Source organism: Methanosarcina sp. MTP4 (assembly GCF_000970045.1).
Classification (GTDB): Archaea; Halobacteriota; Methanosarcinia; order Methanosarcinales; family Methanosarcinaceae; genus MTP4.
Genome location: NZ_CP009505.1, coordinates 2,608,749 through 2,625,341, shown reverse-complemented (window position 1 = coordinate 2,625,341; position 16,593 = coordinate 2,608,749). Strand labels below are relative to the sequence as shown.

The following is a 16,593-nucleotide window of genomic DNA, read 5'->3' as shown; positions in this document are numbered from 1 at the left end:
ATTTGCCGGGGGTCAGGCCCGGCTTTCAGGTTTTAGGCATGCCTACTCCTACGAAGACAAGCTTTGTTTCAACGGGTACTGTTCCTGCTTCGCTGAGGGAAATGTCTTTTCTGTCCACGCTTATCTGGACATGGCCTTTGTCCAGGCCCGCTTCGGTCATGTAATCCATGACGAGTTTTTTCCCGAGGGTGTCTGCACGCTCCAGGGCTTCGGGGAAGCTTCCGAAGGTTTCCCTACCTGCCGGGGAAAAGACAAGGACAAGCCTTTTCCGGTTTTTGGAATGGGTGTTTTTGATAAGGATTTCAACTCTTTTTATGCCTTTTCCTACAAGAGCTCCCACGGCGTTTCCGACTTCCGCGTATTTCGGGACCACAATGTCGGCGTCGAGGATCTGTTTTATCTCCTCCGTGAAAGCGACAACCGGGCCGCCGATAAGGACAACAGGCAGTTTCATCCTAAACTGCGCAAATTTATCCGAGAGGATGATCTTTTCAATTTCCCGGGGGGGCACATCTTTCAGGATATATGACATGAGGTTCAGTGCCATGTTCCTTGCGACTTCCTGTTTTATCTGCTTGCAGAGTTCCAGGGAATCTGTCTGGGTATAGCGTTCCAGGAGCTTTGCCCCCACTCTTGAAGCTTCCGCATCCCAGGCGGTATATTCCCCGAGCACATGCAGGGCGTCGGTTGGGGTGAAGCCGATTGCCTGGACAAGGCGTTTTCTAATCAGGGAATCAAGCAGGTGGGGAGACGGTTTTTTTTCCAGCTTCCAGAATATGTCGCTAAGAGAGGTAGGGGTGTCCTCTACCCGTTCGAAAATCTCCTTTTCGTACTTTCCAAGTTCTGTGGGCATCACTCCGGTTTTTATGAAGAACTTGGTGGGCTGGACGTTTTCTTCAAGCCGGAGGGCAGCAGGCGTCTTGCCCATTTTCAGGGTTTCCAGAAAACCGGGGTACTTGACAGCTGCCACACAGAGGGGTATTACCCGCCTGGGACCTATGTTGATTTTCATGCCCTTTACCCAGACATGGCTGTCCCCGCCCATGGCCGATGTCTCCATCCGGATGGCCTTGACCTTGGTCTGCCAGCCTCCAACGACTGCCCCTTCCGGACAGAGTTCGGGAAGCCCGTCTTCTACCATGGAGACGTCCGTGCTGGTTCCTCCAACATCGATAACGGCACAGGTCTTCAGGCCCGAGAGATGGGATGCCCCTACAAGGCTTGCGGCAGGGCCGGAAAAGATGGATTCGATGGGTTTTTCCAGGGCTTCGTTGATGCCCACTACCGACCCGTCGCATTTGAGCATGAGCAGCCGGGCATCCATTCCCCTGTGCTCCATTTCTTCCTTGATCGAGCGGATGAACTGGTCTGCAATCGGGATCAACTGGGCGTTCAGGTAAGCAGTGACTCCTCTTTCGTAGGCTCCGAGGTCAAGGGATAGTTCGTGCCCGCAGACCACCGGAAGCCCGGTAAGTTCCTGGATACTTTCCTTTATAGCCAGCTCATGAGCAGGGTTCCGGACGCTGAAATAAGAGGAGACGGCAAAAGCCGAGACCTTATCCCCGAGTTTCCGGACAAAGGTTCCCACAGCTTCCATGTCCAGGGGTACCAGTTCCGCCCCATGGTGATCGTGTCCGCCTGCTACCACGGTATAGTAGTCAACAGGTAATTTTTCCGGGAGTTCATAGTCCCCTACAAAAATCAGGCCCACAGGGTACCCGGTTTTTTCGAGGATAGTGTTCGTTGCCAGGGTCGTGGAAACGGACACAAGTTTTATGTCCTTCAGGTATTTCTGGTCCAGCCCGTCGATGGAATTCCTGATCCCGGCCAGGAGGTCCGGGTAGGTGGTAAGCGCCTTGTTCGAGTCAAGTACTTTTCCGTCCGAGTCCCGGATGATGATCGAATCGGTGTATGTGCCTCCCGCGTCAATGCCCATGCTGTATTTCATCTAAAAGTCTCCTCTCTCCCTGAATGGGTTTTTTGCTTGGAAATGTGCTTTATATTATACTCGAAAATATATAATAGTTCTCTGAAATATTACCTTGTTCCATCTAATCTCTTAAAAATTTCTACTCTGAAAAACCATCCATATACTATCGATTTTATAAAATATGACATTTGTATCTATGAATATAGTACCTCAAGATTTTCTCTATTCCGGGTTTCCCTTTCTATCATTTTGGAAAAACTTTTCTTCAAATGTCTCGTTAATGATATCCTATCGGCAAGAGGACGACAGTAGAGGAATGGAAGCTAAATTTTGAATTGAGGTGAATGATGAGGAAAAACGATAGTATCAAAGCCAACGATAGTATCAAAGCCTGTGGCAGGACAATTGCCTATGAAATTATCTACAGCAAGAGGCGGAAAAGCGCGGCAATCGTTGTTCGCCCTGACCTGAAAGTTGAGTTTCGGGCTCCCCCCGGGTTGGACCCTGAAACTATCAGGACGATGGTCAGGAAGAAAGCAGACTGGGTCCTGAAAAAACTTGACGGGTTTGAAGGAAAACGGAACCTTAACCCTGAAAAGCGGTATTTTGAGGGTGAAAAATTCCTGTATCGGGGGAAGGAGTACCCCCTGAAACTGACCTTCGGCGGCAGGGTACTATCGGCAGGCCTGGAAGGTCCGGTGCTTGAAGTCGTGATCCCGGAGAAGGTGCCGGAACCCCTGGGCCCGGCTCCTGTGAAAGAGGCGGTCTGGCAGTGGTACCTCGGGCGTGCCTATGAGAAAGTCGGGGAGCTGGTAGAGGTATATTCTGATAAAATGGGCATATCTCCTCCTTCCTATAGAGTCAAATACCAGAAAAGACGCTGGGGGAGTTGCTCTGCTGACAATGTCCTCAGGATAAATTTCCAGCTTATGATGGCCCCGCCCGAGCAGCTTGAGTATGTTGTGGTGCATGAACTCTGCCATGTTAAGGAAAAAAACCACTCTAACAATTTCTGGGCACTGGTTGAGGAGCTCATGCCGGATTACAGGACCCATAGGGAGGGGCTGAAAAAGGACGGCTGGAAATATGCGCTTTGATGAAAAACTCCGGTCCGGTACCGTATTTCCTGCCGGTTTTGAAGTCCGGGGCTCTTATTACGGATATATTTCAGGAATTTCTTCCTCTTAACAATTAAATAAATTTACTGTACTGCCGGAATAGATGCTATCGTTCAGGATACCTTTAATATTATATACTGAAAAGAATAAGTGGACTATGGGCATCTGAAAAGGTATGCTATAGAAAGCACATTTTTAGCACCTCTTTTAGCAACTCCAATATCTCACCACTTTCTAAACAGATGCCCAAATTCCGGAGTCTTCTCGCTTTTGATGTATTTTTTGGTTTTGACTTTTTTCCGTGTTTGACTTCTTAAGGTAGGGTTATGCCTGATTGCTAACATATTATTATAGGGGGATTTTACCAGCTTAATTTTTAGAAAAGGGCGTTTTAAGTGGAGCTTTTTAAGTGGTGGTGTTCTTCTTGGTGGATAAATTTACCGTGTTGGAGAGGAGGTGCCGGGAAGGCGGATGTTCTGATGAGAGGGGGCCTGGGGTGGGGGAGCAAGGTTCTCTTATGGAGACATTGTCTCAATATCTGGTTTCCAGGCTTGGGGAGTCAAAGCTTGTTTTTATGGCGGCAGGGTTTTTGATTGCCGGTATGATTGCAGCCTTATTCGGTTTCGGGCAGGAATCGGTGGGAAATTTATTGGTTGGTCTGCTGATGCTGGCTATTTCGGGAGTGCTTTTCGGTGTGGAGGACTACTATCAGGTCAGGAAGTGCGAAAAATGTGGCAGGGCTTTTGCTTTTTTACAGGCAGGTGAGCCGGATATCGTTGAAACCGGACCGATAATTATGAAGACCTGTTACTACAGGTGCAAATACTGCGGACATGAGCGGGTAGAAGTAAAAAAAGAGCGTATCAGGAAAAGAGTGTCGTGAGTTTCAGGAGGGAGATTTCTCGGGTTTCAGGAGTAGGGTTCCCTGGGTTTCGGGAGGATGTTCCCTTGAGTTTCAGTAGCAGGATTCGCTGGGTTTCAGGAGTAAAGTCTCTTGAGTTATTCGGAACTTTTTTCGGGTTTTGTTTTACTCCACATGATTTTGTTTTCTCTCATTCCAATAGGGCATAAACAGGGTCAGGGATTTTTTCTTTCTTCTACTGGCACGGGGTCAGCCAGGGTTTTTGTTGCCTCACGTTTCCCTTCCGTGTTGTATGTTGAATGGTAGGTCCTGGTATCTTCATACCCGCAGAGCCCGCATTTCCAGTAAGAGGTTAGGGTGATTGTTACGTTTTCGGGGCTGATTTCTTTTTTAAGGACCGGTTTTTTGAATTCTTCACAGGCAGCGCTCATCCCGCAGTTCCTGCACTGGGTCTCTTTGTGGTACTCAATAACCCTTGCAAATTGTTTGGAGAATAGGAATATTCCGAAAACCAGCCCTATTACCAGGTACCTGTACAGCCTGCTTTCTCCCAGGAAAGCCGGGAAGTACCCGAATGCCAGGACCACGGACGACCATAGAGTAAAAGCTGTCAGCCCGTAGTAGACTACTTCCATGACTCCCCTGTTTCCACCAAAAGCCCTGATTATCGAAGGAGCCGCTCCTTGAAGCAAAAACCCTTTTCTGAACTCCCCTTCAAAGGTGAACACCTGAGTTTCAGGACTGCTGCCAGGGTATGAATCCTTTTCTTTATACTCGTTCTTGTTCCCTTTTTTGTTGATATGGAATCCGAAGTTCATCCGCTCAACCCCCCGTTTCACGGATCCGGCGTTCTAAACAAATATTAATATTTTTTTGTTTATATAAAATGTCTGCAAACCATTTAAAGGTATTTGAAACTACTAAGGAAGCTTCAGGGGTATTCCGAAAAGGCCGGAGAAAATAGCAAATACGTAGTGTGTATATTATTACGGGAAGTTTTTATTGGAGGAATTTAAATTACCCGTTCCTTGTGGGAATAATTATGGGAACAAGTATGGGAACAAGTATGGGAACAAGTATGGGAATAATTATGGGGGTATGACGCCTGCATGGATGATTCGGACAGTAAAGCGGACAAATATGTGCTTTTCTTTTTCCTGGGGATTTTTACGTTTTTCCTGAGCGGCTATGTGCTGAGCGGGGTTCATGCCCCAATGTCAATTTATCTGATGGGTTTGATTTACCTGGCCCTGCTTGCTTTGGGAATCGTCCTTTGCAGAGAGCGCTCGGTCGGTTTTGCATTGAAGGCATTTGCTGTCTCTTTTGCCGCCCTTTTACTTCTCTCGGTGGGTTTCTTTGCCCTGAGCGCTCAGAGCCATTCCAGTGCAAAATGGATCGAGGCTGAGAAACTGGACTTTGAGCCTGATGAATACGCGGTCGTCACTGAAGAAGAACTAAATGAATACCCGGCGCTAAAAGAAGCAATAGAAGCTTCAGGGAGTCCTATTAAAACGGGTCCGGAAGAGTGGACCCGAACAGCTGAATTCCTTGACGAAAAAGGTTTTTACGAAATCAAAGTCAGGGAAGATTATTATGGAATTTTTTTTATGACGGCCTGACCGCACTTATGGTCTCTTGCTATATAGTTTCGGTATTCCGGGAGTTTGGGAATTCGACACTTTTTATTTGAAACGTCTTTAATATTTCCTCGTCTCCATTTTTAAGGGTTTATTTTAAGAGTCTCTCCAGGTCTTCTTCTATGGTGCTGTTCGGTGTTATATTGAACTTCTCCACCAGCACATTGAGGACATTCGGTGAGACAAAGGCGGGAAGTGTCGGGCCAAGGGTAATATCCTGTATTCCAAGCCTCAGGAGGGTAAGCAACACAAGGACTGCCTTTTGTTCGTACCATGCGATATTGTACGAGATCGGGGCTTCGTTAACATCTATAAATCCAAGCCTGGCCATAAGTCCCTGTGCAATGATGATCAGTGAAAATGAATCATTACACTGTCCTGCATCCAGTACCCTTGGAATTCCATCAATGTCCCCAAGGTTAAGCTTATTGTAGCGATATTTTGCACATCCTGCGGTAAGTATGATAGTATCTTTGGGCAATGCTTCTGCGAAATCTGTGTAATACTGCCTGTCCTTGTGGCGTCCGTCACAACCTGCCATGACAATGAACTTCTTTATCTTGCCTGCTTTGATGGCATCAACGATCCTGTCTGCATTAGACAGTATGGAGTTGTAAGCAAAACCGGTCATAACAGTCCCTTTTTCTAATTGTACCGGAGGTTCACAGGTCTTTGCCTGCTCGATGATGGCCGAGAAGTCTTTCTTACCATCTTCAGCCACGATGTGTGTGGCGCCGTCATAACCTACTGACCCCGTAGTGTATAACCTGTCAATATAGGTCTTTTTTGGAGGGACTATACAGTTGCTTGTAAGTAATATTGGTCCGTTGAAGCTCTCGAATTCCTGCCGCTGTTGCCACCATGATCCGCCGTAGTTTCCTACCAGATGTTTGTACTTTTTAAATTCAGGATATGCATTTGCAGGCAGCATCTCACCGTGAGTATAGACATCTACACCGGTTTCCTCAGTCTGATCCAATAGCTGTTTCAGGTCCTTTAGATCATGACCGCTTACGAGAATACCGGGATTGCCTCTTGTTCCAATATTGACCTGTGTAGGTTCCGGATTTCCAAATGTAGTGGTATTTACCGCGTCAAGGGCTGCCATTACATCAAAACCATGTTCCCCACATTTCAGTACCAATGAGATGAGTTTCTCATCGGTCAGGCTGTCATCAGTGGTTGCCAGAAGGCCTTCCTCTATAAACGAATTGACTTTTTTATTGGAATTTCCAAGCATTATGGCATGATGTCCATATGCTGCAATTCCCTTGATACCATAAATCAACAGTTCTCTCAATGATCGGATATCTTCGTTCTCTGTTGCAAGTACACCGGTGTTCCTTTCCTTGAGGTTTTCCGGGGTCAGAGTTGCGATCTCGGGCAGATCGCTCTCATCAAGCAAATTGTTATCCAGAAGTTTCTGCTTGATCTCATTTTGAACTTTGAATCCTCTGTCAATGCGGTCCTGAATTCCGCTCGCTCTGAAATCGGTATTCGTTATGGTTGAGAACAGTGCATCGAGCATAAATTCATCAGTGCTCTTTTCAGAAATTTTTGCCTTTCTTGCTTTCTGGTTGTAGAATGCAATGCTCTTAAGCATATAGATGAGCTCGTCCTGAAGGTCTGCGACTTCCCCTTTCTTACCGCACATGCCGTTATTTGTGCAGCCTTCCCCGTTCATTGTTTCTTCACACTGGTAGCAGAACATTTTGTCACCCCTTTATTTTGTAAATATTATGTGCAGGGGTATCTATTTACTTTTTATCTCCGAAGGCGGGAAGAGACTCTGGTCCAAAATCTAGTGATTTTTGCATTTTTTGATTGGAACAATGAATTTGCAGGAAGAATTCGTTCTTCAATCAAACTCAATATTCGGAATCTAAAGACTTCAATCAAGAGGCCGTGTTCAAAGGACCACAACAAATTTCAAAATCCAGTGATTTTTTAGTTTACACCAATCACTGGATTTTGGAACTGAGTCGCCTGGCACGTTTATGACCCATTGCTGACCCATTCAATTTGATTGAAAAATTACCCTTGACTTAACCGCTCCCTTGACCACTTATCAAACATATTTCATGGTGTGCAGTAAAAACTCTCACAGTACTTCCGCAATACACAAATAATTTCCGTACTCCTTTACTATTATATACAATTATGAATATTTATAATATGGGCATCCGGGAAGGTCATTTCATGACCCCTCTTTTAATTCTCTTTTCAACACCCCCCAATACCCCCACTCCCCAATATCCGGGTGCCCATTCCCCCAACATCATCATTCGCTTTTCTCACCCGAATTCCGATTCGGGAGCACGGTGTCCGTTTCGGTCGCTATGCTCCCTCAAGCGGACTTTATTATTATTATTATTATTATTATTATTATTATTATTATTATTTTTATTATGGGTTCTTTTTTGATTGGAGGGCGTCGTAGAGTTCTATTTATAGTTTTTTCTCCACTGCGGGTGCAAATATTCATATCCTATAGACACCTATAGGAGCCTATATGGCAGCTTCAACAACAATCTGTCTTGACCCAAAAATTAAAGAGATGCTTGCAAGCCTGAAAACACATCCCCAGGAGTCCTACAATTCGGTTGTTGAGAGGCTTGTTAACATGGCAATTGACCCTGAACCCCTGAGTGAAGAAACAATTAAAAGGATTGAAGAGGGGCTTGAGGAGATCAAAAAAGGAAGGTACTACACCGAAGAGGAGATCGCTGCCGAACTGGGGCTTGAGTAATGTACTCCGTGATTTATACCGAGGCAGCCCGCAAGGATCTGAAAAAACTTCCCCACGAAGTAGCCCAGAGAGTTTACAGCGCTGTTAAACAAATAAAGAACGACCCTTATTCTCACGTAAAAAAATTAAAAGCTTCACCCACAGCTCCTTTTTATTCCCTGAGGGTTGGCGAATACCGTGTTATTATGACGATTGAAAACCAGCAACTGGTTATTTTTGTCATTGAAATCGGACACCGAAGCAAGATTTACAGGAAATATTGAATCCCGAGTTGCGCCACCCGAGTTGCGCCACCCGAGTTCCGCCACCCGAGTTCCGCTTCGGGAGCACGGGGTCCTTTTCGCTGCGCTCAAGAGGACGGATTTGGCAGGGGCATCATAACTTCCTTTTTATATTTCACCCGGTACTTCCCTCAGCAACCTTTGAACCATGGCTTCTACCAACTGCCTGTGTCCCTTTCTTCCTTTTTCAAACTTGCAAATACTGCATAGCCGTTCCCCGTACTACATAAAAAATAACCTTTATGGTTCACTGTAATACTTTTTACAGTGCTTCCGTGATATACAACTAATTTCAGTACTCCTTTAATATTATATATAATGGAGAATATTTATAATATGGGCATCCGGGAAGGTCATTTCATGACCCCTCTTTTCATTCTCTTTTCAACCCCCCAATACCCCCACTCCCCAATACCCCCACTCCCCAATATCCGGGTGCCCACCCCCCCAATATCACCATTATTTTTGGCTCCTCGTTTTTTTGTGTGTGAGCCGTTAGAACTTGAGGATGTTTGGTTTTTGCTTCATTTTCCTCTTTTTCATCAATTTCCTGCTACAGCCGCACTTTGTGCGGGACAAAAACGGTTTGATACGGTATTCCGGCCGCCCTGTTCCCTGATAAAATCCGCTTAAGTATCCCGGCTTTGTTTTTTACTTTAGAAACTCATAATCGGCGGCCCTCACCAATTCCAATTCCCGTCAGCAGCCCCGTTCACAAAGTGAACGGCTTTTCCCGCCCGAGTTCCGCTTCGGGAGCTCGGGGTATGTTTCACTTACTCTGCTCACTCAAACAGACTTCTTCTTCTTTTTGTTTCGAGGGCTTCGTAGAGTGTCCCTGGAATGTCGGACTTCTTTATAGCTTCTGTTGTACATATGTAAATAATATTAATATAAATTCTTATTAATTTATAATATTTTATTAATTACTGTTGAATTAATCTCCAAAAGATAGTTATATTTTACATGTGCTATTAACTTATGCAGTTTCTGTTTTTTAAAATGCACACTCTTTTTAAGCGAGACTGCAGATCAAAAGGAGGAAATCTTTTATGGGAACTTTAAAAGGACTTGTTTATGTAAAACATGGAAGGATCGGAAGCAAAAGTGAAGGCCCGGATTATTATCTTCAGACATGGGATCAGGAATATCTACTAAAATATGCAGACAGGAATTTATGGGAACCGGATTACTATCTTGAGTTCTTCTGCCGTAAATTCGTTGATGTTGATGGAAAAATTTCTAAAGAAATAATCGGAGGAAAAGTGGTATACATACTGTATGTTGAGAGTATAACTGAAATCTCTGAATCTTACATTCCTCGACCAGAAATGGAGTTGAAAGCGAAAATAGAGTAAAATTCACTTGAGTTTAGTTAAATCTTTCTCATTTTTACTTTTTTAATTAATCCTGCATCAGCTTTGATTCGAGGAAATTGATGACTTCATGAACCGTTAGAATTTGTGGTTATGAGATTTTTGCTTCATTTTTGTCTTTTTCATTAATTTCCTCCTATAGCCGCACTGCGTGCGGGACAAAAACGGTTTGATACAATATTCCGGCCGCCCTGTTTTCTGAGAATCTTAGTCTGAGTATCCCGGCTTTGTTTTTTATTCCAGCAGTTCAAAACCGGCGGCCCTCACTATTTTCCAGTTCCCGTCAGCAGCTCCGTTCACGAAGTGAACGGCCTTTCCCGCCCGAGTTCCGCTTCGGGAGCACGGCATCCTTTTCGCTGCGCTCAAGAGGACTATCCGTTAAGTTTTATAACTTTTTTATTATATTTATGCGGCGGAACCTTCAATCAACCCCCGAACAACCGTCTCCATCAGTCGCTCGCTCTCTTCCCGCCCCTTTCTAAGTTTCCTTTCAAGTTCATCGCACAAACCCATGAGCTGATCTACTTTTTCAACGATGCGCTTTTGTTCATTGAGGGGTGGGAGAGGAACAGGCATATTGTATATTACTTCTCTGGAGATGTTCTTCATTGAACTACTTGTTCCGGATGCCTCTTTCGAATAATAAAAACGCGCTGTTTGACTGTTGTTGAAAATGTTATAGAATTTTTTATATGCGAAACTGGAAAAAAATAACCTTAGTACCTTGTCATTGATCATTAATTTGGAAGGAGTATCTTCAACAACAACGCTTTTTCCTACAAGTTCTGATGTGTTTGCCCTTGACATGAGAAAATCATTTGTTTTTACTTCATATTCCGGCCTTGGCTTTAGATTCGATGGAAGTGCTTTGTTTTCTGAAGGGTTGAATATATCCCATGAAACTGCACTTATTTTTAAAACGCCCCATTCATCGCCTTCTTTAGGCCTTTTTTCACACATTGGGCTCCAACCTGCTTCTATATATGGAGCAATGTTCCCAAAGCGAGTCCATAACCATCCATTAGGGAGACTATAGGGTGTTTCCTCGGTGCCGATAGGTTGTAATTTTTTTGTTTTCTTAATCATCCCTTCCTTAATCAGTTTCTTATTCTTAGCCTCAATGTTTTTAATCAAAACACTTGCCGGCTCATCCCCTTCATCCTGCTCCACAAGCTTCCCCTGAACCGCAAGCTGAAGAACCGCCTTTCGAAGTTCTTCAACATTTTCAGGGTTATCATAGAGAAGATCAAAGTTTTCGCAAATGCGCCGCCATTTTTCTTCGAATTCGTCCTGATTTTCGGCGCTGAGCATTTTGTCAAGGGCAGCGCTGTTGAGTTTGCTTCGGAGTTTTTTCTTCTTTTGCTGGCGGGCTTCGAGTTGATCGCAGAGAGCCATCAGTTCGTTGACTTTTGAGACGATGCGTTTTTGTTCGGCGAGGGGTGGGAGAGGAATAAGTATATTCCTTATTTTTGATTGATTGATCGATGATTGATTTATAGCATGTTGAGCAATTGAAGCAAAAAAACCAGATGCACGCGTATGTTTCATTACAATATTTATGTAGTCTGCATTAGTGTAATCATTTATTAATCGGATTAGGAGCAAATTTGTTCCATGAATTAAAAAATTTTCATCGTAGTACACTGCAGTTTTACCGAGGTGTTTGTCACTGTTTATGTGGCTAAAAAGTATATCGTACTTTTCGAGTTTATATTTGTTAATAATGTCTTCCGATAAATTTTCAACGTATCCAAATCTAGATTTATCTACTTTTTCATAAGCGATGGTTTCAATTCTTGTAACAGGTATTCCGATTCCATTCTTGTTTTGTTTTCCAGAATAGCCATTTGATATCCTCAACAGAATTTCATCAAATTTTACCCATTTCCAACCGCTTGGAATTTCATGTGGAACCTCTCCATCTTCAGTAATCAGTAATGTTTTTAATTTTTTGATCTTACTTTCAGTAACAAGTCTTTTCTTTTCAGCCTTAATCAGTTCAACTAGCATAGAAGCAGGCTCATCATTTGGATTCTGTTCCACAAGTTTACCCATTACCGCAAGCTGCAAAATAAGCTCTCTTAATTCCTGCACACCATTAGGTGCTTCTGCCAGCATCTCAAAATTCTCAAAAAAAACATCCTGATTCATGCTTTCTTCCCTGCCAACGCATCCATAAGTTCATTTTTGAGGGCGGTTCGGGTTTCTGAGATTTCAGAAAGCAGGCCCCTGTAATCTTCCAGAAGTTCTTCGGGATCGCCGTGGTCATTTTCCACAGTATTTGGGTTTTTGATGTCGAGGTTGTAGTTATTAGCAATAACATCCGCAGCCGAGACTTTCCAGGCATATTCGTTTTCGACCCTGTTGGTCCACCAGGCTTTTTCAGGTTCGAATTCTTCGATGCGCATGGGTTTGGTTTTGGAGTAGGACTTGTAGCCGGCGGGGTAGGGGTGTTCGTAGTACCAGATGTCTTTGGTGGGCTCGCCTTTGGTGAAGAAGAGGAGGTTGGTTTTTATGCCGGTGTAGGGGCTGAAGACGCCGTTCGGGAGGCGGACGATTGTGTGCAGGTTGCATTCCTGGAGGAGTTTTTCTTTTATGCGGTTTTTTACACCTTCGCCGAAGAGGGTTCCGTCAGGGAGGACTATTCCGCATCGCCCTCCTTCTTTGAGGAGCTGCATGATGAGGACGAGGAAAAGGTCGGCGGTTTCGCGGGTCTGGAAGGCTGCGGGGAAGTTTGTTTCGATTTCGTCTGCTTCCATGCCTCCGAAGGGGGGATTTGTGACTATTACGTCCACCCTGTCCTTCGGGCCGTAGCTCCTGAGGGGGCGGGCGAGGGTGTTGTCGTGCCGGACCCGGGAGGGGACTTCGATTCCGTGGAGGAGCATGTTGGTTACGCAAAGCAGGTGGGGGAGCTGCTTTTTTTCGATGCCGTGGATGGCTTCCTGAATTAGTTTGAAATCGTCGATGTTTTTCTTGCTTTTGTCCAGGTGTTCGATTGTGCTGGAAAGGAAACCTCCGGTCCCGCAGGCGGGGTCCAGGACCTGCTCGCCTATTTTCGGATCAACCATGTCCACTATGAACCGGGTAACTGCGCGGGGGGTGTAGAACTCGCCTGCGTTTCCGGCGCTCTGGAGGTCTTTGAGGATTTTTTCGTAGATCGAGCCGAAGGTGTGCAGGTCTTTTGAGCTTGTGAAGTCAATCTCGTTGATCTTGTTGATGACCTGGCGGATCAGGGTTCCGTTTTTCATGTAGTTGTAGGAGTCTTCGAAGACGTCTTTTACCACCTGGCCTCTCGGGTCGTCACCTTCGGAAAAGGAGAGGTTTTTTAGGGTCTTGAAGAGCTTTTCGTTGATGAAGTCCAGGAGGGTGTCTCCGGTAATCCCCTCCGGGTCTTTAGCCCAGTTCCTCCAGCGCAGTTCCTCCGGGATAGGGGTGATGTATTCGTTTTCGTCATCAAGCTCGAATTCTTCTTCTCTCGCATCGAATATTTTCAAAAACAGCATCCATCCAAGCTGGCTGACCCGCTGGGCGTCCCCGTCAACGCCTGCGTCTTTTCGCATGATGTCCTGGATTCCCTTGATTGTGGTACTTAACGACATTTTTTCCTTCCTGCATGATCTGGTAAATCGGATAATTTTGCTGATTTAAGGGTGTTTTTAAGAAGCGTGATTTAAAGCGTGATTCATAGTCTCGAATGTAAATATTTACACATAATTATAACCACGGAAGACACGGAAAGCACGGAAGAACTGTGCCCCTATTTCCTTTATTCCGTGTTTTCCGTGCTTTCGGTGGTTAAACTTCCATTTGAGATTGTTGAAGGAATTTGGGGTATTGACTGTAAAGTGTGACTGTAAAGTGTGACTTAAAGTGTGACTTACGAGTTATTCAAATCGTTATACAAAAATCTCCGGGGATCACTACTGAATAATCCCTGATAAGTGCTTCGAATCAAACCTCGACTGAATAGAGCTGGTTCTCAAGCCCTCTTACCGCATCAAGATAACTTTTCTTGCCGCCAAACATCCTCATTATTTCAAGCTGGCTTCCTATCCTGTCAAAAGGCCGGACTTTGAGCACTTTCATGCTTTCAAGGTTTTCAAGCCCTTCATCCGCGTACTTGTTAAGGAGCGCACTGAGAACTTCTTTTGCCTGCTCTCCGTATTTGCTGAAGTAGTCGCTTTTCCGGACTTTTTCAGCCCTCTCTTTCCGGCTCAGGGGCGGGCGGTCGAAGGCGACATGGCAGATAAGGTCGAAGGGGTCGAAGTCTTTTCCTACTTCCTCGGAAAGGGCGTCAAGCAAAAGGCCCTGCTCTTCAAGTTCGGCAAGGATTGCCTGTTTCTTTTCGGCTTCGTTCCAGTGCTGTAAAAAAGAGTCAAGGGACTCGAAGTCTTCAAGTACTGTCTTCCGTGTATAGTCTTTGAGGGATTCCGTTATCAGCTTGCCGTCCGGGCCAAAGTACTGCCTGCGCTCGGCTATGACATTTACTTCAACGTCGCCCACGAAGTACTTCTCGCTCCCGTCCCCTTCGAGAGGCCCCCTTCCCCTGAAAGGTCCGTCTTCCGGGTCGTAAACCTGCACAGGGTCTCCGTCAAAGTCCGGGTCTGCAAAGAGTTCCGTGGCTTTCTTGAAGTCCATGATGGTAAAATAGAATTTCCCGTAATCTTCCTGGATGCGGGTCCCCCTGCCTATGATCTGCTTGAACTCGGTCATGGACTGGATGCGCTTGTCAAGCACGATCAGTTTGCAGGTCTGGGCGTCCACCCCCGTGCTCATGAGTTTGGATGTCGTGGCAATCACGGGGTAGCGGCTTTCAGGGGTTATGAAATCGTCAAGTTCGATTTTCGCTTCCGGGTTGTCCCCGGTAATCCGCATCACATAGCGGCGATTTTCGGCCGCAAGGTCGCTATTTTCGTTTACAAGGGCCCTTCGCATCCTTTCGGCGTGGTCTATGTTTTCGCAGAACACGATGGTCTTGTCAAAGCGGTCATTTTCCTTCAGAAACTCCGTGACCTTCCGTGCGACCAGTTCAGTCCTTTTTTCGAGCACAAGCCCCCTGTCATAGTCCTTCTGGCCGTAAATCCGGTCTTCAATGAGCCTGCCGTACCTGTCCGTCTTTTCCTTTTCCGGCCTCCAGCCTTCAAGGTCTTTGTCAAGGTCGATGCGGACAACCCGGTACGGGGCAAGGAAACCGTCTTCAATTCCCTGTTTCAGGGAATACGTATAGATCGGCTTTCCGAAATAGTCAGTGTTGGAGATTTCCTTTGTCTCCTTGGGCGTGGCGGTTAGCCCGATCTGCGTTGCTGAACTGAAATAATCCAGGATCTCCCGCCAGGCCGAGTCCTCGGCTGCACTTCCCCTGTGGCATTCGTCCACGATTACCAGGTCAAAAAAGTCCGGGGAAAACTGCTTGTAGATGTTTTTCTCCTCTTCCGAGCCTGTGACCGCCTGGTAAAGCGAAAGGTAAATCTCGTATGCGGTATCGACTTTCCTGTTCTTGATCTTCGTCATTGCCTTTTCGAAGGGCTTGAAATCGTTGATCTTGGTCTGGTCAACCAGGATGTTCCGGTCTGCAAGGTAGAGAATCCTCTGCTTTACTCCCCCCTTCCAGAGCCTCCAGATGATCTGAAAAGCCGTAAAAGTCTTGCCCGTGCCCGTAGCCATCACAAGCAAAATTCTGTCCTGTCCTTTTGCGATTGCTTCCACGGTCCGGTTGATTGCTATCCGCTGGTAGTAGCGAGGGGTCTTCCCGCCGGAGCCTGAGTAGTAGTCCTGGGTCACAACCTTCTGCTTGCCTTCATCAAACCCTTTCCACTCACAGTATTTTTCCCAGAGGAATTCGGGGGAAGGAAACTTCTCAAGCGGGATTTCCTCTTCCACCTGTCCAAGCGTGCCAGTCCTGTCATGCACCAGAAAAGCGTCCCCGTTGGAACTGAAAGCAAAAGGTATGTCCAGCATCTCGGCATACATAAGGGCCTGCTGCATGCCGTCTCCGACGCTGTGCCTGTTGTTCTTTGCCTCTATGACAGCCAGGGGGAGATTTGGTTTATGGTAGAGTATATAGTCTGCCCATTTCGGTTTTCCCCGTCCGGAGGAGTTCCCCTTTACAATTACCCTTCCGTCTGTCAGTTTCACTTCTTCACGGATTTGAGTGCGTATGTCCCACTTCGCATTCCTGAGCGCCGGCGTGATGAACTTCGTGCAGATATCCCGCTCACTCAGTTCTTTTTTGTCTATGTTTTCGCGGGCTTCTTCCTCTGGCTTCTTTCCCCTTTCCTGAACCATAGTTTGCCTTCCGGATTTTCATCATAGCAGACAATATATATTCATATTGTTAACCTGCTCACCCTTAAAATATTTACTGGTTTTCCTGTTCAGGAGTTAAGTTCAAGTCTGGCTTCCTCAAGAATAATTATATTCATAATCATTATGATCATAATTATTCCGCACTTTTAAGCCGAAGCAGGACTTGTCGCGAGGAAAATAGAGGGCAGAAAGGTCCTTGAAGCCGAAAGTTTTCGCATATGGGAACTGGCTGACTTGCTGAAAAACTAAAGATATATTCAGAAAAGGATTCTAACAAAACCCTGGTGAAAAATACTCCGGTAAGAAAAACGGTAATAAAAAAGGTAGCAATAACCGC

The 16,593-nt window shown here is 45.6% G+C and carries 12 protein-coding genes; 6 read left to right on the top strand and 6 right to left on the bottom strand.

Going from position 1 to position 16,593, the window contains the following annotated elements:
• Positions 1 to 25: 25 nt before the first annotated feature.
• Entirely contained in the window at positions 26 to 1,948 is a 1,923-nt protein-coding gene (locus tag MSMTP_RS10860; RefSeq protein ID WP_048179202.1) for a hydantoinase/oxoprolinase N-terminal domain-containing protein, read from the bottom strand.
• Between the two features lie 326 nt (positions 1,949 to 2,274).
• Between MSMTP_RS10860 and MSMTP_RS10855 the strand changes: the two genes are divergently transcribed.
• A complete protein-coding gene (locus MSMTP_RS10855; protein WP_231582756.1) occupies positions 2,275 to 3,027 on the top strand; it encodes a M48 family metallopeptidase in 753 nt (250 codons plus the stop codon).
• 517 nt (positions 3,028 to 3,544) lie between these two features.
• Complete coding sequence (locus tag MSMTP_RS10850; protein WP_156153798.1) at positions 3,545 to 3,931, top strand: hypothetical protein; 387 nt, start codon at positions 3,545 to 3,547, stop codon at positions 3,929 to 3,931.
• A 194-nt stretch (positions 3,932 to 4,125) separates the two neighbouring features.
• Here the strand turns inward: MSMTP_RS10850 and MSMTP_RS10845 are convergent, their stop codons facing one another.
• Entirely contained in the window at positions 4,126 to 4,728 is a 603-nt protein-coding gene (locus MSMTP_RS10845) for a hypothetical protein (protein WP_048179197.1), read from the bottom strand.
• Between the two features lie 291 nt (positions 4,729 to 5,019).
• On the opposite strand from MSMTP_RS10845, the gene MSMTP_RS10840 reads away from it, so the two are divergent.
• A complete protein-coding gene (locus MSMTP_RS10840; RefSeq protein ID WP_048179194.1) occupies positions 5,020 to 5,529 on the top strand; it encodes a hypothetical protein in 510 nt (169 codons plus the stop codon).
• Between the two features lie 109 nt (positions 5,530 to 5,638).
• Here MSMTP_RS10840 and hcp read toward each other — a convergent pair whose 3' ends face one another.
• The gene (hcp, locus tag MSMTP_RS10835) at positions 5,639 to 7,258 is read right to left on the bottom strand and encodes a hydroxylamine reductase (protein WP_048179193.1); all 1,620 of its coding nucleotides are present in this window, start codon (positions 7,256 to 7,258) and stop codon (positions 5,639 to 5,641) included.
• An 801-nt stretch (positions 7,259 to 8,059) separates the two neighbouring features.
• Between hcp and MSMTP_RS10830 the strand changes: the two genes are divergently transcribed.
• From MSMTP_RS10830 to MSMTP_RS10820, 3 genes are all read left to right on the top strand, one after another.
• Positions 8,060 to 8,296: a hypothetical protein gene (locus MSMTP_RS10830; RefSeq protein WP_048179190.1), complete on the top strand. Its 237-nt coding sequence runs from the start codon at positions 8,060 to 8,062 to the stop codon at positions 8,294 to 8,296.
• The gene (locus tag MSMTP_RS10825; protein ID WP_048179187.1) at positions 8,296 to 8,559 is read left to right on the top strand and encodes a type II toxin-antitoxin system RelE/ParE family toxin; all 264 of its coding nucleotides are present in this window, start codon (positions 8,296 to 8,298) and stop codon (positions 8,557 to 8,559) included. The genes MSMTP_RS10830 and MSMTP_RS10825 overlap by 1 nt, the downstream gene beginning before the upstream one ends.
• A 1,067-nt stretch (positions 8,560 to 9,626) precedes the next feature.
• Positions 9,627 to 9,932, top strand: coding sequence for a hypothetical protein (locus tag MSMTP_RS10820; RefSeq protein ID WP_048179185.1), 306 nt, complete (start codon positions 9,627 to 9,629; stop codon positions 9,930 to 9,932).
• A gap of 423 nt (positions 9,933 to 10,355) precedes the next feature.
• Here the strand turns inward: MSMTP_RS10820 and MSMTP_RS10815 are convergent, their stop codons facing one another.
• The 3 genes from MSMTP_RS10815 to hsdR all read right to left on the bottom strand — a co-directional run bounded on the left by MSMTP_RS10815 (position 10,356) and on the right by hsdR (position 16,235).
• Positions 10,356 to 12,101 carry a restriction endonuclease subunit S gene (locus MSMTP_RS10815; RefSeq protein WP_048179182.1) on the bottom strand — a complete coding sequence of 582 codons (1,746 nt, stop codon included), beginning with the start codon at positions 12,099 to 12,101 and terminating at the stop codon, positions 10,356 to 10,358.
• Positions 12,098 to 13,549 carry a class I SAM-dependent DNA methyltransferase gene (locus MSMTP_RS10810; protein WP_048179180.1) on the bottom strand — a complete coding sequence of 484 codons (1,452 nt, stop codon included), beginning with the start codon at positions 13,547 to 13,549 and terminating at the stop codon, positions 12,098 to 12,100. The genes MSMTP_RS10815 and MSMTP_RS10810 overlap by 4 nt, the downstream gene beginning before the upstream one ends.
• Before the next feature lie 352 nt (positions 13,550 to 13,901).
• Entirely contained in the window at positions 13,902 to 16,235 is a 2,334-nt protein-coding gene (hsdR, locus tag MSMTP_RS10805) for an EcoAI/FtnUII family type I restriction enzme subunit R (protein WP_197076071.1), read from the bottom strand.
• Between the last annotated feature and the right edge of the window lie 358 nt (positions 16,236 to 16,593).